Here is a 20,024-nt window from a genome sequence, read left to right on the forward strand (position 1 = left end):
CCACCAGTCACCACCGGAAAGAGGCACTCTTCGTGCGTAAGAACATCAAGCTCACCGCCGCCGCGGCCGCGACCGCCGCGCTCGCCCTCGGCCTCAGCGCCTGCGGCACCGACTCCGACCCGGCCGCCAAGAGCGGCTCCGGCGCCGACGCGTCCGGGCCCCTCGTCGTCGCCGCGTCCCCGACGCCGCACGCCGACATCCTGAACTACGTCAAGGACAACCTGGCCGAGAAGGCCGGCCTCGACCTGGAGGTCAAGGAGTTCACGGACTACGTCCTGCCGAACACCGCCACCGAGAGCGGCCAGGTCGACGCCAACTTCTTCCAGCACAAGCCCTACCTGGACGACTTCAACAAGAAGAACGGCACCCACATCGTGCCGGTCGTCGACGTCCACCTGGAGCCCCTCGGCCTCTACTCCAAAACGGTCAAGGACCTGAAGGACATCAAGCCCGGCCAGACCGTCGCCGTCCCCAACGACACCACCAACGAGGGCCGCGCGCTCCAGCTGCTCGCCGCGAACGGCCTGATCACCGTCAAGGACGGCGTCGGCACCAACGCCAAGCTCAGCGACATCACGGACAAGAAGGGGCTGGAGTTCAAGGAGCTGGAGGCCGCGACCGTGCCCCGCGCCCTCGGTGACGTCGACGCCGCCGTCATCAACGGCAACTACGCCATCGAGGCCGACCTGAAGCCCGGTCAGGACGCGCTCGCGCTGGAGGACGCCGACGGCAACCCCTACGCCAACTTCCTCGCCGTCAAGGAGGGCAACGAGAAGGACGCCCGCGTCCAGAAGCTGGTGAAGCTCCTCAACAGCGACGAGGTCAAGAAGTACATCGAGGACACCTACCAGGGCTCGATCGTCCCCGCCTTCGGAGCGCCCGCCGCCTCCTGACCCCGAAGTCCCGTGCCGCGGGCCCCGTACACCCCCACCGGGTGTGCGGGGCCCGCCCGCGTGGACCCGGCCATGCGCGCCCCGGGGCCGATGCTGCATGCTGGTGCCTTTACAGGGCCTTCGGTACGGAGCTGCGCATGACTTCCACCTTCCCGTCCATCTCCATCAGCACGGACAGGTTGGTGCTGCGTCCCTTCGACATGGCGGACGTCCCCGCGTACATCGAGATGATGAACGACGAGGCGGTCGTCGCCTCGACCGACGCCCCCCACCCCTACACGCAGACCGACGCCGAACGGTGGGTCCGCAGGATCGCCCCCGCCGAACGCACCCACGGCCACGGCATCGTCCTCGCCGTCACCGAGTTCCTCACCCAGCGCCTCGTCGGCTCCGTCCGGCTCCTGAACACCGACTGGCGCACCCGGTCCACCGAGGTCCGCTACATCACCGCCCCCTGGGCACGCGGCGAGGGGTACGCCACCGAAGCGGTGCTCGCCGTCGCCGAATGGCTCTTCCGCGACCAGACGTTCGAACGCATCGAGCTGCGCACCTCCGCCGACAACACCTCCGCCCAGCAGGTCGCGCAGAAACTGGGCTGCATCAGCGAGGGCGTCCTGCGCAACGCGCGGATAGCGCGGACCCGCACCGACAACGGCACCGACGGCGGCTGGACCGACATCAGGACCGACCTCATCGTCTGGGGCCTGCTGCCCGAGGACCTGGAGGGCGTCGCCGAACAGCTCGCCGGCGCGGGCGGCTACGGCCCCTACGACGACTGGACCCGCTGACGGCCCGGTCCCGCCGAGGACACGGCCACCAGGGACTGCGGTACGGTCCACGACCCCGCCCCCGGCCACCGGCGTACGAGGCGTCCCGCCGCCCGGCCCGGACCGTCCGCCCCCGCGAAGCCCACGGTCCGCCTGCCGTGAAGCCCACCGCCTGCCGTGAAGCCCGCCGCCCGCCCGGGAGAGCCCGCCGCCGGGCCGGGCGCGCTCCAGGAAGCCACCGGCCGGACGCGGGCACGGACCGGCTACGCTCACCCTTGCTCCCGCCGCCCGGCCCGGAGCCCCCGCCCCGCGAACCCTGGAGAACCCCCACGATGTCCGACCGGGTCACGGTGATCGGCTGGGACGGCTCGCCGCTGACCACGGCGGCCACGGCCGCGCTCTCCGCCGCCACCCTCGTCGCCGGAGCCGCCCACCACCTCGCGCTCCCCGAGGTCCCCGAAAACGCCGAACGCATCCGCCTCGGCAGCGTCGACCTCGCGGCCCGCAGGATCGCCGGCCACCGCGGCACCGCCGTCGTCCTCGCCGACGGCGACCCCGGCTTCTTCGGCGTCGTACGCACCCTGCGCGCGCCCGAACACGGACTCGAGGTGGAGGTCGTGCCCGCCGTCTCCTCCGTGGCCACCGCCTTCGCCCGCGCCGGGATGCCCTGGGACGACGCCCAGACCGTCGTCGCCCACCCCCGCACCCTGCGCCGCGCGGTCAACGTCTGCCGCGCCCACCACAAGGTCGCCGTCCTCACCTCACCCGGAGCCGGACCCGCCGAACTCGCCCTCCTCCTCGAAGGCGTGCACCGCACCTTCGTCATCTGCGAGGAACTCGGCACCGCCCGCGAACGCGTCACCGTTCTCACCTCCGACAAGACCGCCGACCACGCCTGGCGCGACCCCAACGTCGTCCTCGTCATCGGCGGCGGTCCCGAGACCACCGCCGGCGGCGCCTGGTTCGCCGGGCGCAACCCCGTGCCCCCGCGGGGAGTCCGCGGCTGGGCACTGCCCGCCGCCGCGTACGCCCCCCGGGAGGGCGGCGCCCAGGTGCCCGCCGAGGGGGAGTCGCCCGAACTGCGGGCCGCCCAGCTGGCCCGGCTGGGCCCGCGGACCGGCGACCTCGTCTGGGACATCGGCTCGGGCTCCGGAGCCCTCGCCGTGGAGGCGGCGCGCTTCGGCGCCGCGGTCCTGGCCGTGGACAGCGACCCGGACGCCTGCGCCCGTACGACGGCCGCGGCCCGCGCCTTCCAGGTGCCCGTCCAGGTCGTCCGGGGCAGCGCCCCGCACGTCCTGGAACGGCTCCCCGAACCCGACGTGGTGCGCATCGGGGGCGGCGGGGTCCCCGTCGTCACCGCCGTCGCCGCCCGGCGGCCGGAACGCATCGTCACCCACGCCTCGAACCGCGACGAGGCCGAAGCCCTGGGCAAGGCGCTCGGCGAGAACGGCTACGCCGTCGAGTGCGCCCTGCTCCAGTCCGTCGCCCTGGACACCTCCGCCTGGCGGGAGCGCGAACGCTCCGTCGTCTTCCTGCTTTCCGCGGTCCGTTCCGACCTCGCCCCCTGACCCGTTCGCCGCGGAGCGCGAGGTAGGCTGAGCGATTGTTGTACCGCGCCCGGCCGTTCGACGGTTCGTTCGTCAATGTCCGGAAAAGTGGAGAGTTTTGGTCCGCGATGTGGTACGGCGCACCTGGGGGACGCGCAACGTGGCGCAGTCCACAACGAGCCGTGACGGAACGGCCTTCCGCTCCGGCGGAAGGCCGCGAGAATGGACACGATCCGCGCGCGTCTCGTGCCGCGCGGCGTGCCCGCTCGTTGTTCTCGACGAGCACCCGCGTGCCGTGGTTCCGGCACCCCGGGCGAAGGGCCGAAGGAGCACTGACGATGGGCGAGGGGTACGCATGACTGACACCGGCCAGATCCCGGGCGAGGGGCTGCCGGAGCACGCAGGCATGGTGGAGCAGCCGGGCGTCCCCGCCCCGGACGCGTACACCTTCCTCGATCCCTCCGAGCACGCCCCCGAGGACGACGACCTCCTGCTGATGCCCGCGCCCCAGGGCGCGTGGAGCGACGGACCGGCCGAGCAGGTGCCCGCGCAGGGCCAGGCCGCGGGCGGCGCGTACGGCGCGGGAGCCGCCGGCCTCGACGGGACACGGATCCCGGCACCGGCCGCGCAGGCCCCCGCCCAGGTCCCGGCGCACGCCGCCGCGGCCCCCGCGCCCGCCCGGCGCCCGCTGAGCCGGGGGCCCGTCGAGGCACCGTCGTACGGCGGCAACGCCACCGGCGGGGTCGTGCGTTCGCTGGCCGACCGAGGTCCGGCCGGTGCCCCGCAGAGCCCGGCGGCCGGGCGGCACGCGGGCCCGCCGACCACGGGCCCCGAATACCTCGACACCCCCGAGGTCCTCGCCGAGGCCCCGGTGCCGCAGGCGCGGCCGGAAAGCCTTCCGCCCCAGGGCGCGGCCCCGTGGACCACGCAGGAGCCCGGCGCGGCGGTGGCGCAGGAGTCCGTACCGCAGCCGGAGCCCGTACCGCAGCCGGAGCCCGTACCGCAGACGGCCCAGGCTCCCGGGCCCGTACCCGCACCGGTCCCCGGACCCGAACAGGTGGACATCGCAGAAACGGTCGTCCCCGAGCCGGCGGCGGACGCCGCGGTCTCCGGGGTCTCCGAGGCCGAGACCCCCGTGTCCGCAGCCCCCGACACCGCGCCCGTCGCCCCCGCCGCGGAACAGCCGGCGCCGCAGGCGTCCGCGCCGGACCCGGCGGACAGCGGCGGAACACCGGCCGAAACGGCGGCCCCGGCCGACGGGACGCTCACGGGCGTGCCGGCCCAGGAGACCGGGACCATGGGCGGCCAGTTCGTCGCGGTGGAGGGCTCCGTGCCCTCCGGCGGGGACCTGGCGCCCACGCCCGCGCAGCCGGAGGCCGTCCAGACGGAAGCGGTTCACCCGGAGGCCGTCCGGGCCGAGGCCCAGCAGCCGTCCCGGGCCGTCGAGGCCCCGGCGGCCGTGCCCGGGCGGCAGGCGACCGTGCCGGCACCGCGGGCCGCGGAGCCCGCGCCGTTCGTCGAGGCCGCCGCGGCCCACGCCGCGGCCGCCCAGGCCGCGGAAGCACATGCCGCGGCCGTCCAGGCCGCAGGAGCCCAGGCCGCAGAAGCCCAGGCCCAGGCCGAGCCGGAGCAGCCGGCGGGGGAGCGGCAGCCCGAGCCCTCGCAGGCACCGGCACAGGAGGCCCCGGCCGCCGAGGCCCAGCAGCCCGGGACCCCGGCGACTCGGCCGGAACCGGCGGCGGACCCTCAGGCGCCCCAGGACGCACAGGCACCTCAGGAACCGCAGGCGCCCCAGGAACCGCAGGTGCCCCAGGACCCGCAGCCGGCGCAGGCTCCGGCCGCGGAGGCCGCCGTTCCCGTACCGGCGGAACAGCCGGCCGCCGACCCCGGCACCACGGCTCCCGACGCGACGGCTCCCGCGCCCGAGGAGGCCGGACCCGCCGGGGCCGCGCCCGAGGAGGCGGAGGCCGCCACCGGGGCCGCGCCCGCCGAGGAGCAGGTCGCGGAGCCCGCCGCCGATGACACCTCCGTGCCGGAGGCCGGTGCGGGGACCGCCCCGGAAGCCCCCGCCGAGGCACTCCCGGCGCACGCGCCCGAACCCGCGAACGCGCCCGAACCCGGAACCGCGGACGCTCCCGAAGCCCCCGCAGCCGAGGAGGCCCCCGCAGCCGGGGAGACTCCGGCAGCCGGGGAGGCTCCCACCCCCGAAGAGGCTCCCGCGGGCCTGCCGGACGACGAGGCGGCCACCACCGAGGACGTCCCCTTCACCCCGCCGGCCCCCGGTTACGACGACGCCGAGCGGGAGGCCGTGCTCCGTGTCATGCGTGAGCGCCGCGACATCCGCAACGGCTTCCGCAGCGACCCCATCCCGCACGAGGTGCTGCTGCGGGTGCTGGAGGCGGCGCACACCGCGCCGAGCGTCGGACACTCCCAGCCCTGGGACTTCGTCGTCATCCGCTCCGCCGAGACCCGCCGCGCCATGCACGAACTGGCCCAGCGTCAGCGCGACGCCTACGCCAAGTCGCTGCCCAAGGCCCGGGCCAAGCAGTTCAAGGAACTGAAGATCGAGGCCATCCTCGACACCCCCGTGAACATCGTCGTCACGGCCGACCCCACCCGCGGTGGCCGCCACACGCTCGGCCGCCACACCCAGCCGCAGATGGCCCCGTACTCCTCGGCGCTCGCCGTCGAGAACCTCTGGCTGGCGGCCCGCGCCGAGGGCCTCGGCGTCGGCTGGGTGAGCTTCTTCGACGAGCGGGAGATGGTCCGCGCGCTGGGCCTGCCCGAGCACCTCGAGGTCGTCGCCTACCTCTGCGTCGGCTACGTCGACGAGTTCCCGGACGAGCCCGAGCTGATGCAGGCGGGCTGGTCCAAGCGCCGCCCGCTGTCCTGGGTCGTCCACGAGGAGACGTACGGCCGCCGGGCCCTGCCCGGGGAGGCCCCGCACGACCTGTTGCAGGAGACCATCTCCAACATCCGCCCGCTGGACGCCAAGGCGCTCGGCGAGGCGTGGGAACGCCAGAAGCGGATGACGAAGCCGGCCGGCGCCCTCGGCATGCTGGAGATCATCTCCGCCCAGCTGTCCGGGCTCTCCCGGATCTGCCCGCCGCCGGTCCCCGAGCCCGCGGCGGTCGCGGTCTTCGCCGGGGACCACGGGGTGCACGCCCAGGGGGTCACGGCGTGGCCGCAGGAGGTCACCGGCCAGATGGTCGCCAACTTCCTGAGCGGCGGCGCCGTCTGCAACGCCTTCGCCGCACAGGTGGGGGCCGAGGTCTGCGTCGTCGACGTCGGTGTCGCGACCGACCTGCCGGCGTCCCCCGGACTGCTTCCCCGCAAGGTCCGCCCCGGCACGGCCGACTTCACCACCGGGCCGGCCATGACCCGCGAGGAGGTGCTCGCCGCGATCGAGGTCGGCATCGAGACCGCCCGCGACCTGGTCTCCGCAGGCAACAAGGCACTGCTCACCGGTGAGATGGGCATCGCCAACACCACCGCGTCGGCCGCGCTGATCTGCGTGTACACCGGTATGGACCCGGCCGAGGTCACCGGGCGGGGCACCGGCATCAACGACGAGATGCACGCCCGCAAGGTGGACGTGGTCCGCCGGGCCCTGGACCTCCACCGGCCGGACGCCACCGACCCGATCGGCGTGCTGGCCGCGGTCGGCGGCCTGGAACACGCGGCGATGGCGGGCTTCCTCCTCGGAGGAGCCTCCCTGCGCACGCCGGTGATCCTGGACGGCGTGAGCGCCGGCGCCGCGGCCCTGGTCGCCCGGGCGATCGCCCCGGAGGCCCTGGCCGCCTGCATCGCCGGCCACCGCAGCGCCGAACCCGGCCATGTGGCGGCCCTGAACAAGCTGGGACTGCGCCCGCTGGTCGACCTGGACCTGCGGCTCGGCGAGGGCACCGGGGCCCTGCTGGCGCTTCCCATCGTGCAGAGCGCGGCGCGCGCCATGCACGAGGTCGCCACGTTCGACTCGGCGGGCGTGACGGAGAAGTAGCCGTACGGGTGCCCCGGTCCCGGCCGGGGCACCCGCCGCTCCGAAAGGGGCCCGCACCACCACCCCGTATCGTGGTCCCACCCGCACCGCCCCGGCGCCGCGGACCGGCCCGCACCGCACCGCCTCATGTCACCGCCGCTCCACCGCCGCAGCGGCCCGCAGCACACAGCCACCCTGCACGAGGAGCCGTACGACCATGGCCGAGTACGACGATCACCCCGCCTACCCCGTCGGACTGCGCCTGACCGGTCGCCGCGTCGTCGTCGTGGGCGGTGGCCAGGTCGCGCAGCGGCGGCTTCCCGCTCTCATCGCGGCCGGGGCGGACATCACCCTGGTCTCTCCGTCCGCCACACCCTCGGTCGAGGCGATGGCCGAGGCCGGCGAGATCCGCTGGGAGCGCCGCCGCTACCGGGACGGCGACCTCGCCGACACCTGGTACGCCCTGATCGCGACCACCGACGCCGTCGCCAACGACGCCGCGTCCGCCGAGGCCGAACGCTCCCGCACCTGGTGCGTCCGCAGCGACGACGCGGAGGCCGCGACCGCCTGGACACCGGCCACCGGCCGCAGTGAAGGCATCACCGTCGCCGTCCTCACCACCACCTCGCACGGCCGCGACCCCCGCCACTCCGCGGCCGTCCGGGACGCCATAGTCGAGGGCCTGCGCGACGGCACCCTCGCGGCCCCGCACCACCGCACCCGCGCCCCGGGCGTCGCCCTGGTGGGCGGCGGCCCCGGTGACCCCGACCTGATCACCGTCCGGGGCCGCCGCCTCCTCGCCGAGGCCGACGTGGTCATCGCCGACCGGCTCGGCCCCCGCGACCTGCTCGACGAACTGCCCCCGCACGTCGAGGTGATCGACGCGGCGAAGATCCCGTACGGCCGCTACATGGCCCAGGAGGCCATCAACCAGGCGCTGATCGACCACGCCAAGGCGGGCAAGGCCGTCGTCCGGCTCAAGGGCGGCGACCCCTTCGTCTTCGGCCGTGGCATGGAGGAGGCCCAGGCGCTGGCCGCCGAGGGCATCGCCTGCACCGTCGTCCCCGGCATCTCCAGCACCATCTCCGTGCCGGGAGCCGCCGGTATCCCCGTCACCCACCGGGGGGTGGCCCACGAGTTCACCGTGGTCAGCGGCCATGTCGCACCCGACGACCCGCGCTCGCTGGTCGACTGGGAGGCGCTCGCCCGGCTGCGGGGCACCCTGGTCCTGCTGATGGCCGTGGACAAGATCGGCGCCATCGCCCGCGCGCTCATCGGCCACGGCAAGTCCCCCGACACCCCGGTCGCCCTGGTCCAGGAAGGAACGACCGCCGCCCAGCGCAGGGTCGACGCGACCCTCGCGACCGTGGGGGACAAGGCCGTCGCCGAAGAGGTACGCCCGCCCGCGGTGATCATCATCGGCGACGTCGTGGGAGTGGGCGTCGGCCCCCTGGCCTGACCCCGGTTCCGCCCCCGGCACTGGAACCCCCCGGCCCGCCCCGGCGCGGGTCCGGGGCCGGGCGGCCCCGGGCCCGGACACACCCCCACCCCGCCCGCACACCCCCCGCACGGACAAGGCAGTACGACCCGTGGCTGAACTCCTCACCGTCGACGACCCCGACGACCCCCGCCTGGCCGACTACACCGGCCTGACCGACGTCGAGCTCCGACGCCGCCGCGAGCCCGCCGAAGGCCTCTTCATCGCCGAGGGCGAGAAGGTCATCAGACGCGCCAGGAACGCCGGGTACGAGATGCGCTCCATGATGCTGAGCGCCAAGTGGTTCGACGTGATGCGCGACGTGATCGACGAGGAGAGCGCCCCGGTCTACGCGGTCACACCGGAACTCGCCGAACGCGTCACCGGCTACCACGTGCACCGCGGTGCCCTGGCCGCCATGGCACGCCGGCCGCTGCCCCCCGTCGCCGGCCTGCTGGCCCCCGCGACCGGCGAGGTCCGCCGGGTCGCCGTCTTCGAGGACATCGTCGACCACGCCAACCTGGGCGCCGCCTTCCGCAACGCGGCCGCGCTCGGTGTCGACGCCGTCCTGCTCACCCCGCGCTGCGCCGACCCGCTCTACCGGCGGGCGGTCAAGGTGTCGATGGGCTCCGTCTTCCACGTGCCCTGGACCCGGCTGGAGTCCTGGCCGCAGGACATCGGACTGCTCCGCGAGGCCGGCTTCACCACCGCGGCACTCTGCCTCAGCGACCGGTCCATCACCCTCGACGAACTCGTCGCCCGCCGGTACGGCAGGCTCGCCCTCGTCTTCGGCACCGAGGGCGACGGGCTCACCGACCGGGCACTCGCCGCCGCCGACACCCACGTCCGCATCCCGATGGACGCCGGGGTGGACTCCCTCAACGTCGCCGCGGCCTCGGCCGTCGCCTTCTACGCGACGAGGGCCGGCGCACCCTGAACCCCGGGCACGGCCCCTGACCGTACGCACCGGGCCCCGCCGCCGTGGGCGGACGGCGGGCTACCCCCCGGACCGGCCCTGGACCCGCTCCTCGTACGCCGGGGCGGCCGCCGCCGGACCCCGGTCCGCCCCCGTACCGCCCATCCCGCGCGCCGGCCCCTGGCAGCCCTGGGCAGCCGCGATCCCCAGCGCCATCAGCAACGTCACCACGACGAACACCACGAGCCGCTGACGCAGCAGCCGCGGATTGGCGGGACGCCGCTTCCCGGCCCTGCCCGCCGACGTCGTCCGCACGCCGGGCCGTACACCCGGCCGGCTCTTCGCACCGCCCGCCCCACCCGTGCCCGGCGGACGCTGCCCGGAACGCGAACCACCGCCCCGCGCCGCCTGCGGCCGCGACCCACCGGTACGGGAGGACGCCCCCGACCGGGACACCGCAGGCCGCCGGGAGGGGGAGCGCTGCGCCGGAGCGGACCCGCCCTCGGACCGCCTGGTCTGCTGCTCGGTGTACGGGCCGTCCAGCCGGCCGGTCGGCCGGTCCAGCTCCTGCTCCCCGCGCTGGGCGGGAGGCCGGCGCTCATGGAGCCCCTGGGCCTCGCGCGCCGCGATCTCCTTGAGCCGCATGGACAGCTGCAGAGTGCTCGGCCGGTCCTCGGGGTCCTTCGCCAGACAGGCCCGCACCAGAGGGGCGAGCGCGTCGTGCACCTCCAGCAGATGCGGCTCCTCGTGCACCACGCGGTACAGCATCACCTCGGAACTGCCGTGCCCGAAAGGCGAGTCGGCCATCGCCGCGTACGCCAGCGTGGCGCCCAGCGAGAACACGTCCGTGGCCGGGGTCACCGCCGCGCCGCGCACCTGCTCCGGCGCCAGGAAACCGGGGGAGCCGACGGCGGTACCGACATGGGTGAGGGTGCTCGCCCCGGTCGCCCAGGCGATACCGAAGTCGATGATGCGCGGGCCCTTGGGGGAGAGCAGGATGTTCGAGGGCTTCAGGTCCCGGTGGACGACACCGGCCTCGTGCACCGCGACGAGCCCCTCGGAGAGGGCCGCCCCGATCGAGGCCACCTCGGAGGCCGCCAGCGGCCCCTCCTCCGCGACCTTGTCGTGCAGCGAGGGCCCGGGGACGTACTGCGTCGCGAACCACGGGCGGTCCGCCTCCAGGTCGGCGGCCACCAGCCGGGCCGTGCACCCGCCCCGGATGCGCCGGGCAGCGGACACCTCCCGCGCGAAACGCGAACGGAACTCCTGGTCCTCCGCGAGATCCGGCCGGATCACCTTCAGGGCCACCCGCTGACCACGCCGGTCGGACCCCAGATAGACGACACCCATGCCGCCCGCGCCGAGCCGCCGGTGCAGTCTGAACGAGCCGACGACACGCGGGTCCTCGCGCCGGAGCCGCATCATCGCCATCGTCTGCCCATCCCCGCTGCCTGGTCCGCCTGACGAGGCACAGCTTACGTACCCGTGGCGCGGCGCGCTCTCAGGCCGCGCCCTCGTCCCGCAATCGATTGTCAGTGCCCGATGAGACGATTGAGCGGTGGTCAGGAAGCCGGAGATCCAGGCTTCGTGACCCGTGCGAGATCTCAACGGACCATCGCAGAAGGGGGCTTGGATCGATGAAGGGTGACCGGGTCGAGATAGTCGTGGACGCGGGGGACACCACCCGCACCTACGAGGTGGTGGCCTCCAGGGCGGGCCGCCGCGTGGAGACCGCCGTCCGCCGGGGCGTGGTGGAAGTGAGTGAAGTCACCAGGAGCGGGTCCGTCGTCCGCACCGCCCGTTTCATGGCGACCAGGGTGCTGGCCCTGGTCGAGCAGCCGGTCCCCCGGGTGGACGCCTCCGAGCGTCCCCTCGGGGAAGACCCCAAGGCATAGCGCCTCGTCTCCACCCAGGGGAGTACTCCCCCGGGGGCGGGCTCATCCTCCGGGAGGCCCGCCAATCGGTACGCGGGCATGACGCCGAGCCGTCCCCGCGTCCCTAGTGTTGAGGTCAAGCGGCGGGTGTGGAACTCGTCCCCCGAGGCAGACGCCCGCCGCTCCGGAACGGTCAGGGAGAGGAACCATGGCGGACACGGCTACGCGGACCATGATCCGCACGCGAGGCCGCCGGGCGTACGCGACAACCGGCGCACGCCCGTCCGGCCGTCGCCACCCGGTGGTGGCGACCGCCATGGTGCTCCCCCTGGCGGCCCTGCTCGTCGTCGTCTTCGGCGGCTGGGAAGCAGTGGTCACACAGGCGTCGTCCGTGGGCGTGATGCTGGGGCGCTGAGCGGCGCCCCGGGTCCGGAAGAGCGGTCCGGACCGGGACATCCGGCCGAACAACCCCGTGGGGACGGGGGTGCGGCGGACGGCAGCGTTTGCCCGGCCAGCTGGGGAGCTGGCCGGGCATCGCGCTGCCCGGAACCGTTCCGGCCGCCCCGGCTCCCGCCCCCGGCACCCCACCGCCCGCCTCGGCCTCCCACCGCCCGCGGTGCCCGCCCGGCCCCTCCCACCACCCGCGGTGCCCGCCCCGAGCCGGACCCGTCCCTCGCGCCCGGCCGTCACGTACGGCAGAACGGGACCGCCCCGGCCCACGGCCTCCCGCCCGCCCGCCCATCCGCCTCCCGCCCGCCGTGCCCGCCCGCGTACGCTCGTCGCCGTACCGGCGGACCCGCGCCGCACCGGCCCCCGCCGCGGGGCCACCGGGAGCCGGTGCCCGCCGGACCCCGGAGCGGCAGCGGACCGCGGGAGCACGTGCGGGCACCGGACGACCACCGGGGGAGGACCATGACGACGACCATGTCCGCCGTCCAGGCACTGGGCGAGGCGGCACACCGGGGCGCCCACGCCCCCACGGCCCCCTGCGACTGCGGGCCTCCCCGGGTCCTGGCCGACCGGCCCGACGGCACAGTGGTCCGGAGCGGCCCCGTGGTGGCCAAGGCGCACGCCCCGGACACCGACGTCCCGGGCCTCCGCGCCCGCCTGGCCCTGGCCGGATCCCCCCGTCTGGCGGGCGTCCTGCTGCCCCCGCTCGGCCCCGCCCCCGCCCCCGCCCCCCGGGCAGGCGGCACCCCGGACACGCCCCCCGCCGCCCTCCACGACCGCGTCGTGAGCCTCTGGCCCTACGGCCTGCCCGTCGACCCGGCGGACCCCGGCGCCGCCCCCTGGGAGGAGGCAGCCGCCCTGCTGGCCCGGCTGCACCGCACCCGGCCCCCGCACCCCCTCCCGCCGATGCGGGGCCCCGCCAAGGCCGCCCGGGCCGTCGCCCGCATGCGGACGGCCCGCCCGGCCCCGGACCCGGCCACCGGAGCCGTCCTCGCGGCCTGGGAAGGGCTGCCCGCCTGGGCCCGCGGCCAGGGCCCGTTCCCCCCGCACCGGTCCGGCTTCCTCTGCCACGGCGACCTCCACCTCGGCCAGCTCGTCCGGCACCCGGCACCGGACGGCCCCTGGCTGCTCATCGACGTGGACGACACCGGCCTCGGCGACCCCGCCTGGGACCTCGCGCGCCCCGCCGCCTGGTACGCGGCGGGACTGCTGGACCCCGGGACCTGGCTGCGCTTCCTGGACGCCTACCGGACCGAAGGCGGCCCGGCCGTACGGCCCCACGGCGACCCCTGGCCCGGACTCGACGTCCCCGCGCGCGCCCTCACCGTGCAGACGGCCGCACTCGCCCTGGCCAAGTCGGCGGCGGAACAACGCGATCCGGACGAGGTGGAACAGCTGATGATCGACGCGTGCGCCCGAATCGCGGGCCTCCCAGCCGAGTTGGCGGGGGAACACACGTCGTAGGGTGATCCGGCGGACGCCGGGCATGCATTCCGGCGACGTCGAAACGACGGTGAGGAGCCGACCGATGATCCAGTGCCCCAAGTGTCACGCCCAGATGCACACGTACAACCGCAACGGTGTACAGATCGAACAGTGCAGCGGCTGCCGGGGGATATTCCTCGACTACGGCGAGCTGGAGTCCCTGACCCGCCTGGAGTCCCAGTGGGCCCAGCAGGCCCCGCCCGCGCCGCCGGCCCCGCAGGCGTACCCCGCCGCACCGGCCCCCGCCTGGGGCGCACCGCACCAGGGCGGCCACTACGGCGGCCACCACCGCCAGAAGAGCTTCGGCCGGATGCTCTTCTCCTCCTGAGCCCCGGCCGGTCCGCCCGCGGACCGGCGTACGGCCCGGGGCCGCGACCGCCCCGGGCCGCACACCCGGCCCGCAGCGGAAAGCCCCGGGGCCGTACACCCGCCCGCCACGGAGAACCCCGGCCGCACGACGAAGCCCCCGGCCGTCGAAACGGCCGGGGGCTTCCCGTTGTGCGCGATACTGGGATTGAACCAGTGACCTCTTCCGTGTCAGGGAAGCGCTCTCCCGCTGAGCTAATCGCGCAGGGTGAACCTGCGTGTACTGCGTGCGCGATACTGGGATTGAACCAGTGACCTCTTCCGTGTCAGGGAAGCGCTCTCCCGCTGAGCTAATCGCGCGGGGGTCCTTGCGGACCGGTGGACGATACTGGGATTGAACCAGTGACCTCTTCCGTGTCAGGGAAGCGCTCTCCCGCTGAGCTAATCGTCCTTGGAGGTGGAGACGGGATTTGAACCCGTGTAGACGGCTTTGCAGGCCGTTGCCTCGCCTCTCGGCCACTCCACCAGGGATGGGGGCTCGGGAAGAATCCCCCACCTTCTGCGAGCGGACGACCAGGTTCGAACTGGCGACCTCAACCTTGGCAAGGTTGCGCTCTACCAACTGAGCTACGTCCGCTTGTCTTTCCCGTTTCGCTTGCGCGTCCCGGCGACGTGTTGAACTCTAGCGGATTCCCGGGCCAGCACAAAAACGCGTTTGTGCAGCGTGCTGCGGCCGGCCGGCTCACCGCAGGTGGCGGAGCGGCCGCCCTACACTCGACGGCGTGCACGACCTCGCTCCCATGGCCCGCTTCGGCGGCCTCGTCGCCTCCGGTCTCAGGGACGTCACCAGCGATCCCGCGGCTCTCGACTCCTCGGGCTTCTGGGCCGTCCGCGCCGACTTCGAGGGCGGCCTGACCTGCGCACGCTTCTCGGACGTACGGAGCGAGCCGGTGCCGCCACCGGTGCCAGGGGCCTGGCGCGGACCCGGGCCCGGGGACTGGACCTCCTCGCTCGACCGGGACGCCTACACGGCGGGCGTGCGGCGGATCCGCGCGCACATAGCCGCCGGCGAGGTCTACCAGGCCAACCTCTGCCGGGTCCTGAGCGCGCCGCTGCCGGACCCCGCCGCCGACGTCGACGCCCTCACCGCCCTGCTCGCCCGGGGCAACCCCGCCCCCTACGCGGGAACGATCAGGCTTCCCGGCCACGGGGTGGAGATCGCCACCGCCTCCCCCGAACTCTTCCTCGCCCGCGACGGCCGCACCGTGGAGTCCGGGCCCATCAAGGGCACCGGGCGGACGGAGGACGACCTGCTGGAGAAGGACCACGCCGAGAACGTGATGATCGTGGACCTCGTCCGCAACGACCTCGGCCGGGTCTGCGAGACCGGCAGCGTCAGCGTCCCCGACCTCTGCGTGACGGAGAAGCATCCGGGACTCGTCCACCTGGTCTCCACCGTGCGGGGCAGGCTCGCGGAGGGCACCGGCTGGCCCGGACTGCTCACCGCCGCCTTCCCCCCGGGCTCGGTGACCGGCGCCCCGAAGTCCAGCGCCCTGCGGATCATCGGCGCCCTGGAGACCGCCCCCCGCGGTCCCTACTGCGGAGGCATCGGCTGGGTCGACGCCGACCGGGCCACCGGCACCCTGGCCGTCGGCATACGCAGCTTCTGGATCGACCGCACCGGCCCCGCGCCCCTGCTCCGCTTCGGCACCGGCGCCGGCATCACCTGGGGGTCCGACCCGGAACGCGAGTGGGCGGAGACCGAACTGAAGGCGTCCCGGCTGCTCGCGGTAGCGTCGGGCACATACGCGGACGCCTGCCCGGACGCGTACGACGACGGTCCGCGCGGGCCGTCCGCACACCAGGACACGGGAAGGACCGGGACATGAGGATCTGGGTCAACGGCGGCCTGCGGGACGCCGACGACGCGACGGTGTCCGTGCTCGACCACGGCCTCACCGTGGGGGACGGCGTCTTCGAGACGGTCAAGGTCACCGGGGGCCGCCTCTTCGCCCTGACCCGGCACCTCGACCGGCTGACCCGCTCCGCCCGCGGTCTCGGCCTGCCCGACCCCGACACGGACGAGGTCCGCCGCGCCGCCCTGGCCGTCACCGAGGCCGACCCCCTGCCCCTCGGCCGGCTGCGGATCACCTACACCGGCGGACTCTCCCCGCTCGGCTCCGAACGCGGTGACAAGGGCCCCGGTCTCGTCGTCGCCCTCGGAGAGGCCGCCCGCCGCCCCGACAGCACCGCCGTGGTCACCGTCCCCTGGACCCGCAACGAACGCGGGGCGCTGGCCGGGCTCAAGACCACCTCGTACGCCGAGAACGTCGTCGCCCTGGCACGGGCCCACCGGCACGGGGCGTCCGAGGCGCTGTTCGCCAACACCGTCGGGCAGCTCTGCGAAGGCACCGGTACCAACGTCTTCGTGGTCCTCGACGGCGAGATCCACACCCCGCCCGTCACCTCCGGGTGCCTCGCCGGCATCACCCGGGCGCTGACCGTGGAGTGGACCGGCGCCCGGGAGACCGAACTCCCGCTGGACATCCTCGAAAGCGCCGACGAGATCTTCCTGACCTCCACCCTGCGCGACGTCCAGGGGGTCCACCGGGCCGACGGACGCGAACTCCCCGGCGCCCCCGGCCCGGTGACCGCCAAGGCCATGAGGATCTTCGACGAGCGCGCGGCGGACGGCCTCGACCCCTGAGGGCTCCGGACGGAAGGCGCGCCCGGAGCTCCCGGGGCCGGACCTTCTTCCGCCCGAACCCCCCTTCGGCCCGGAGCCCCTTCCGCCCGGAGCCCCGGGACCGGGTGACGGAGGAACCCGGGTGACGAAACGGCCCTCCACCGGATAGAAACCTCTGATGACCACCACACTGCGGCCGGCCGGGCCGGCCGAAGAAGGCGCGGACGGCGCACGGACACGTACCTACGAGGTGTGCGACAACGGCCGCCCGGTCGGTGCCGTCGAGATCGGCACCGACCCGCGCTTCGGATCCTCGGCGGCCGTGCTGCGCTCCCTGCGCATCGACGAGGGCGACCGCAGGCGCGGCCGCGGCACGATCGCCGCCCTCGCTGCCGAAGAGGTGCTCCGCGGCTGGGGCTGCACCCGGATCAGCCTCGTCGTCCCCGAGGGGAACGAGGCCGCCACCGCCTTCGCCACCGCCCTCGGCTACACCCCGCGCAGCCGCAACATGGCCAAGTCCCTCCAGGCCCCCGCCCCCGCCCTCCCCGACGGGGTCACCGAGCGCCCCATGACGGAACAGGAGTACGCGGCCTGGGCGAGCACCTCCGTCGAGGAGTACGCGCGCAGCTGGATCGAGCGGGACGTCCCCGAGGACCAGGCCCGCCTCAAGGCCGAACGCGACCACGCCACCGGACTGCCCGACGGCCTGGCCACCGAGGGCATGCACTTCCACGTCCTCGTCCGCGGGGACGACGTCCTCGGCCACGTCTGGGTGGCGCGGCACAGCGCTGCCCCGCACGACGCGCCGATCGGCTACGTCTTCGACGTCGAGGTCCGCGAGGAGGTGCGGGGACACGGCTACGGCCGCGCGCTGATGCACCTCGCCGAGGACCTCACCCTGCGCGCCGGACTCGGCCGGCTCGGCCTGCACGTCTTCGAGACCAACACCCCCGCCCTCCGGCTGTACGAGTCGCTGGGCTACACCACCACGCAGTACAACCTGGCCAAGGCGCTCTGACGCCCCCGGGCCCGGACCGGCCCCCGCGGTCACCGCCCCGGGCCCGGACCGGCCCCCGTAATCACCGGCCGCGGGGGAGGGGCGGCGCGGTCAGTCCCGGTCCGCCAGCAGCCGGTCGGCGATCTCCTCGATCCGGGCGCGCAGGCCCTCCTGGCTCTTCCCGCCGTCCAGCCGCTGGTCACCGATGACGTACGTAGGCGTCCCCGTGACGCCGATGGCCTTCCCCTCGGCCTGGTCCGCGTCGACGATCAGCAGGTGCCGGCCGTCGATCAGGGCCGTGTCGAACTCCTCGGCGTCCAGTCCGAGCCTGCGGGCCACCTCCAGCAGTACCGGCTCGCCCCCGCGGGCCAGACCGGCGGTGCGCGCCAGTACCGCCTCGGCGTACGGCCACCCCAGGCCCTGCGCCACGGCCTCCTCGGCCGCCTGCGCCGCCGCGTAGGCGTGCTTGTGCTTCTCCAGCGGGAAGTGGCGCAGCCGGATCTCCAGACGGTCCCCGTAACGCGCGCGCAGCGCGTGGACATCGGTCAGGGCCTGGTGGCAGTCGGGACATTCGAGGTCGAACCAGGCGTCGAGGACGACCGGTGCCGCGGAGGTGGAATCGCTCATGGCACCAGTCTCCCAGGCGGCCGGGCCGCCCCCTCCCGGCCCGGGCCCGGCCCGGCCCCCCGTGGGCACTCCTCAAGGAGGAGCCCGGCCCTGAGAAGTCCCTGATGTGGGCCCGGCCCGTGGCCTGCGCCCGGGGCGGGGGTGCACGATGGAAGAGATGTCCCCGACGCGCTGGAGGCCGTGATGCTTGCCGAGACCATCTGTTCCGCGGTGTCGGCGGCCGGACTGGGGATCGCCGCGATCAGCGCGTACCGCAGGCGTTTCCTCACGGCGACCCGGATCGCCGCCTACGCGCTGGTGCCCATCGGCCTCGTACTGACCGGTGTCGTGGAGTGGCTCACCGGGATCGTCTTCGAGCCGGTCGTCTGGCTCGGTTTCGGACTGCTGGCGGTGGCCTGGCTGCTGTTCGTGACCGCCCGGACCGTCGAACGAAGGGGCGGCGGCACCCGCAAGGAGCGCAAGGCCGCCCGCGCGGCGGGCCGGGCGGACGCGGTCGCCCCCGGTGCGTCCGCACCGAATCTGACGGCCGGGAGCACCGCGCCCTCCGGCTCCCGGGCCGGGAACGCGAAGAAGAAGGGTCCCGCCGCGACGGGCGGCGACGACTTCAGCGACATCGAGGCGATCCTCAAGAAGCACGGCATCTGAACGGAGGACCCGGGAGAGCCCGGCATCCGGACGCCTCCTCGGCGGACACGGGCCCTCCGCCTTGACGGTGTCCCCGCGCCGGGGCTAGCGTCCGCTCGGATTGAATCAATTCAAACCTCCTGGGAGCGGGCCCGGCGGCCCGGACCGCCCGTACGCCCTGCTCCCGGGGACGGGGACGCGCCGCCGTACGACGGCCGTACACACCAGTGGGGCGGGGCAAGTGGGGCGTGTGGCAGGGATCAAGGACGTGGCGCGGCGGGCCGGTGTCTCGGTGGGCACCGTCTCCAATGTGATCAACCGCCCGGAGGCGGTGCTTCCGGACACCCGGGCCCGTGTCCTCACGGCGATCGAGGAGCTCGGTTACGTACGCAGCGAATCGGCCCGCCAGCTGCGGGCGGGCCGCAGCCGCATCATGGCGCTGCTCGTCCTCGACATGGGCAACCCCTTCTTCGTGGACATCGCCCGCGGCGCCGAACGCGCGGCCCGGGACGCCGGTCTCGGCGTCATGGTCTGCAACAGCGACCAGAGCCAGGAGGAGGAGGCCGAGTACCTCGGACTCTTCGCCGAGCAGCGCGTCTGCGGCGTCCTCATCACCCCGGCCGACGCCACCGGCGGCACCCTGGAGGCGTTCGGCCGCCACCGCATCCCCTATGTGCTGGTCGACCGGGTGGCGGCGGGTCCGGACACCTGCGCGGTGTGCGTGGACGACGTCCGCGGCGGCATGCTCGCCGTGCGGCACCTGGTCGCGGCGGGCCACCGGACCGTCGCCTACGTGAGCGGGCCGGGGGACCTGTACCAGATCAGGGACCGCCGTCAGGGAGCCCTCCAGGCGCTGGCGGAAGCCGGTCTCGGGCCCGGGGCGCTGGTGGAGATCTCCGGCGGCCGGCTGGACGTGGCGGCCGGCCGGGACGCCGGCGCCCGGCTGCTCGGTCTCGTCCCGCGGCCCACCGCGGTGTTCTGCGCCAACGACCTGCTGGCGCTCGGGGTCCTGCAGTCGCTGTACGCCGCGGGCGTCCGGGTGCCGCAGGACATCGCCATCGTCGGGTACGACGACATCGAGTTCGCCGCCGCCGCGGCCGTCCCCCTGACGTCCGTGCGGCAGCCCGCCACGGCCATGGGCAGGATGGCGGCCGAGATGCTCCTGGAGGAGGCGGACGACCCCGACGGCAGCCACCGCCACCGCAACGTGGTCCTCCAGCCCGAACTCGTCGTACGTGCCTCCAGCGCCGCCCCGCGCTGACCGCACCCCGGCCCACCGGGCCGAAAATCTGACCGGATGTCAGACAACGGAGCGATTCCGCACAGCCCGGAGAGAGTGAACCGGCCCCGTACAGGGGGCTGTTGGCGCGGTGCACGGGTCTCTTTGCGTCATGAT

At 74.6% G+C, this 20,024-nt stretch carries 17 protein-coding genes and 5 tRNA genes; 15 read left to right on the forward strand and 7 right to left on the reverse strand.

What is annotated here, in order from left to right; genetic code table 11:
• Window positions 1-32: 32 nt before the first annotated feature.
• The 6 genes from CP967_RS28550 to CP967_RS28575 all read left to right on the forward strand — a co-directional run bounded on the left by CP967_RS28550 (window position 33) and on the right by CP967_RS28575 (window position 9,600).
• Entirely contained in the window at window positions 33-893 is an 861-nt protein-coding gene (locus CP967_RS28550) for a MetQ/NlpA family ABC transporter substrate-binding protein (protein ID WP_150490729.1), read from the forward strand.
• 137 nt (window positions 894-1,030) lie between these two features.
• Window positions 1,031-1,681 carry a GNAT family N-acetyltransferase gene (locus CP967_RS28555; protein WP_150490730.1) on the forward strand — a complete coding sequence of 217 codons (651 nt, stop codon included), beginning with the start codon at window positions 1,031-1,033 and terminating at the stop codon, window positions 1,679-1,681.
• A 311-nt stretch (window positions 1,682-1,992) separates the two neighbouring features.
• A complete protein-coding gene (cbiE, locus tag CP967_RS28560) occupies window positions 1,993-3,228 on the forward strand; it encodes a precorrin-6y C5,15-methyltransferase (decarboxylating) subunit CbiE (protein ID WP_150490731.1) in 1,236 nt (411 codons plus the stop codon).
• A gap of 334 nt (window positions 3,229-3,562) precedes the next feature.
• A complete protein-coding gene (gene cobT / locus CP967_RS28565; RefSeq protein ID WP_150490732.1) occupies window positions 3,563-7,207 on the forward strand; it encodes a nicotinate-nucleotide--dimethylbenzimidazole phosphoribosyltransferase in 3,645 nt (1,214 codons plus the stop codon).
• Window positions 7,208-7,403: 196 nt separating this feature from the next.
• A complete protein-coding gene (gene cobA, locus CP967_RS28570; RefSeq protein WP_150490733.1) occupies window positions 7,404-8,645 on the forward strand; it encodes a uroporphyrinogen-III C-methyltransferase in 1,242 nt (413 codons plus the stop codon).
• 130 nt (window positions 8,646-8,775) lie between these two features.
• Window positions 8,776-9,600, forward strand: coding sequence for a TrmH family RNA methyltransferase (locus tag CP967_RS28575; RefSeq protein WP_150490734.1), 825 nt, complete (start codon window positions 8,776-8,778; stop codon window positions 9,598-9,600).
• Window positions 9,601-9,660: 60 nt separating this feature from the next.
• Here CP967_RS28575 and CP967_RS28580 read toward each other — a convergent pair whose 3' ends face one another.
• On the reverse strand, window positions 9,661-11,010 hold the full coding sequence (locus tag CP967_RS28580) for a serine/threonine-protein kinase (RefSeq protein WP_229888403.1): 1,350 nt from the start codon (window positions 11,008-11,010) through the stop codon (window positions 9,661-9,663).
• Window positions 11,011-11,216: 206 nt separating this feature from the next.
• Here CP967_RS28580 and CP967_RS28585 point away from each other — a divergent pair, with 206 nt between their 5' ends.
• From CP967_RS28585 to CP967_RS28600, 4 genes are all read left to right on the forward strand, one after another.
• A complete protein-coding gene (locus CP967_RS28585) occupies window positions 11,217-11,474 on the forward strand; it encodes a hypothetical protein (protein ID WP_150490735.1) in 258 nt (85 codons plus the stop codon).
• Window positions 11,475-11,661: 187 nt separating this feature from the next.
• Window positions 11,662-11,868 carry a hypothetical protein gene (locus CP967_RS28590; RefSeq protein ID WP_150490736.1) on the forward strand — a complete coding sequence of 69 codons (207 nt, stop codon included), beginning with the start codon at window positions 11,662-11,664 and terminating at the stop codon, window positions 11,866-11,868.
• Between the two features lie 497 nt (window positions 11,869-12,365).
• Window positions 12,366-13,367: a phosphotransferase family protein gene (locus CP967_RS28595; RefSeq protein WP_150490737.1), complete on the forward strand. Its 1,002-nt coding sequence runs from the start codon at window positions 12,366-12,368 to the stop codon at window positions 13,365-13,367.
• A gap of 64 nt (window positions 13,368-13,431) precedes the next feature.
• Window positions 13,432-13,716: a TFIIB-type zinc ribbon-containing protein gene (locus CP967_RS28600; RefSeq protein ID WP_014157293.1), complete on the forward strand. Its 285-nt coding sequence runs from the start codon at window positions 13,432-13,434 to the stop codon at window positions 13,714-13,716.
• A 171-nt stretch (window positions 13,717-13,887) separates the two neighbouring features.
• Here the strand turns inward: CP967_RS28600 and CP967_RS28605 are convergent.
• The 5 genes from CP967_RS28605 to CP967_RS28625 all read right to left on the reverse strand — a co-directional run bounded on the left by CP967_RS28605 (window position 13,888) and on the right by CP967_RS28625 (window position 14,331).
• Window positions 13,888-13,959 (reverse strand) — tRNA-Val (locus CP967_RS28605).
• 23 nt (window positions 13,960-13,982) lie between these two features.
• A tRNA-Val gene (locus CP967_RS28610) sits at window positions 13,983-14,054 on the reverse strand.
• A gap of 19 nt (window positions 14,055-14,073) precedes the next feature.
• Window positions 14,074-14,145 (reverse strand) — tRNA-Val (locus CP967_RS28615).
• A gap of 1 nt (window position 14,146) precedes the next feature.
• A tRNA-Cys gene (locus tag CP967_RS28620) sits at window positions 14,147-14,220 on the reverse strand.
• Window positions 14,221-14,258: 38 nt separating this feature from the next.
• Window positions 14,259-14,331: transfer RNA gene (locus CP967_RS28625), tRNA-Gly, on the reverse strand.
• Window positions 14,332-14,494: 163 nt separating this feature from the next.
• Here CP967_RS28625 and CP967_RS28630 point away from each other — a divergent pair.
• From CP967_RS28630 to CP967_RS28640, 3 genes are all read left to right on the forward strand, one after another.
• A complete protein-coding gene (locus tag CP967_RS28630) occupies window positions 14,495-15,583 on the forward strand; it encodes a chorismate-binding protein (RefSeq protein ID WP_150492098.1) in 1,089 nt (362 codons plus the stop codon).
• Window positions 15,580-16,401, forward strand: a complete 822-nt coding sequence (locus CP967_RS28635; protein WP_150490738.1) for an aminotransferase class IV — start codon at window positions 15,580-15,582, stop codon at window positions 16,399-16,401. Before CP967_RS28630 ends, CP967_RS28635 begins: the two co-directional genes overlap by 4 nt.
• Window positions 16,402-16,558: 157 nt before the next feature.
• Window positions 16,559-17,398, forward strand: a complete 840-nt coding sequence (locus CP967_RS28640) for a GNAT family N-acetyltransferase (RefSeq protein ID WP_150490739.1) — start codon at window positions 16,559-16,561, stop codon at window positions 17,396-17,398.
• Window positions 17,399-17,488: 90 nt separating this feature from the next.
• Here CP967_RS28640 and CP967_RS28645 read toward each other — a convergent pair whose 3' ends face one another.
• Window positions 17,489-18,004, reverse strand: a complete 516-nt coding sequence (locus tag CP967_RS28645; RefSeq protein WP_150490740.1) for a DsbA family protein — start codon at window positions 18,002-18,004, stop codon at window positions 17,489-17,491.
• Window positions 18,005-18,187: 183 nt separating this feature from the next.
• On the opposite strand from CP967_RS28645, the gene CP967_RS28650 reads away from it, so the two are divergent.
• Complete coding sequence (locus CP967_RS28650) at window positions 18,188-18,649, forward strand: hypothetical protein (protein WP_150490741.1); 462 nt, start codon at window positions 18,188-18,190, stop codon at window positions 18,647-18,649.
• A 220-nt stretch (window positions 18,650-18,869) separates the two neighbouring features.
• Complete coding sequence (locus tag CP967_RS28655) at window positions 18,870-19,889, forward strand: LacI family DNA-binding transcriptional regulator (protein ID WP_150490742.1); 1,020 nt, start codon at window positions 18,870-18,872, stop codon at window positions 19,887-19,889.
• Window positions 19,890-20,024: the final 135 nt, after the last annotated feature.

Origin of the sequence: Streptomyces nitrosporeus (genome assembly GCF_008704555.1) — a bacterium.
Taxonomy (GTDB): domain Bacteria; phylum Actinomycetota; class Actinomycetes; order Streptomycetales; family Streptomycetaceae; genus Streptomyces; species Streptomyces nitrosporeus.

Excerpts from the sequence above, each read along its gene's own strand:
- CP967_RS28600 (WP_014157293.1), top strand. The coding sequence starts at position 13,432 with ATGATCCAGTGCCCCAAGTGTCACGCCCAGATGCACACGTACAACCGC.
- CP967_RS28555 (WP_150490730.1), top strand. The coding sequence starts at position 1,031 with ATGACTTCCACCTTCCCGTCCATCTCCATCAGCACGGACAGGTTGGTG.
- CP967_RS28590 (WP_150490736.1), top strand. The coding sequence starts at position 11,662 with ATGGCGGACACGGCTACGCGGACCATGATCCGCACGCGAGGCCGCCGG.
- cobT (WP_150490732.1), top strand. The coding sequence starts at position 3,563 with ATGACTGACACCGGCCAGATCCCGGGCGAGGGGCTGCCGGAGCACGCA.
- CP967_RS28645 (WP_150490740.1), bottom strand. The coding sequence starts at position 18,004 with ATGAGCGATTCCACCTCCGCGGCACCGGTCGTCCTCGACGCCTGGTTC.
- CP967_RS28630 (WP_150492098.1), top strand. The coding sequence starts at position 14,495 with ATGGCCCGCTTCGGCGGCCTCGTCGCCTCCGGTCTCAGGGACGTCACC.
- CP967_RS28595 (WP_150490737.1), top strand. The coding sequence starts at position 12,366 with ATGACGACGACCATGTCCGCCGTCCAGGCACTGGGCGAGGCGGCACAC.
- CP967_RS28580 (WP_229888403.1), bottom strand. The coding sequence starts at position 11,010 with ATGGCGATGATGCGGCTCCGGCGCGAGGACCCGCGTGTCGTCGGCTCG.
- cobA (WP_150490733.1), top strand. The coding sequence starts at position 7,404 with ATGGCCGAGTACGACGATCACCCCGCCTACCCCGTCGGACTGCGCCTG.
- CP967_RS28585 (WP_150490735.1), top strand. The coding sequence starts at position 11,217 with ATGAAGGGTGACCGGGTCGAGATAGTCGTGGACGCGGGGGACACCACC.
- CP967_RS28640 (WP_150490739.1), top strand. The coding sequence starts at position 16,559 with ATGACCACCACACTGCGGCCGGCCGGGCCGGCCGAAGAAGGCGCGGAC.
- CP967_RS28635 (WP_150490738.1), top strand. The coding sequence starts at position 15,580 with ATGAGGATCTGGGTCAACGGCGGCCTGCGGGACGCCGACGACGCGACG.
- cbiE (WP_150490731.1), top strand. The coding sequence starts at position 1,993 with ATGTCCGACCGGGTCACGGTGATCGGCTGGGACGGCTCGCCGCTGACC.
- CP967_RS28650 (WP_150490741.1), top strand. The coding sequence starts at position 18,188 with ATGCTTGCCGAGACCATCTGTTCCGCGGTGTCGGCGGCCGGACTGGGG.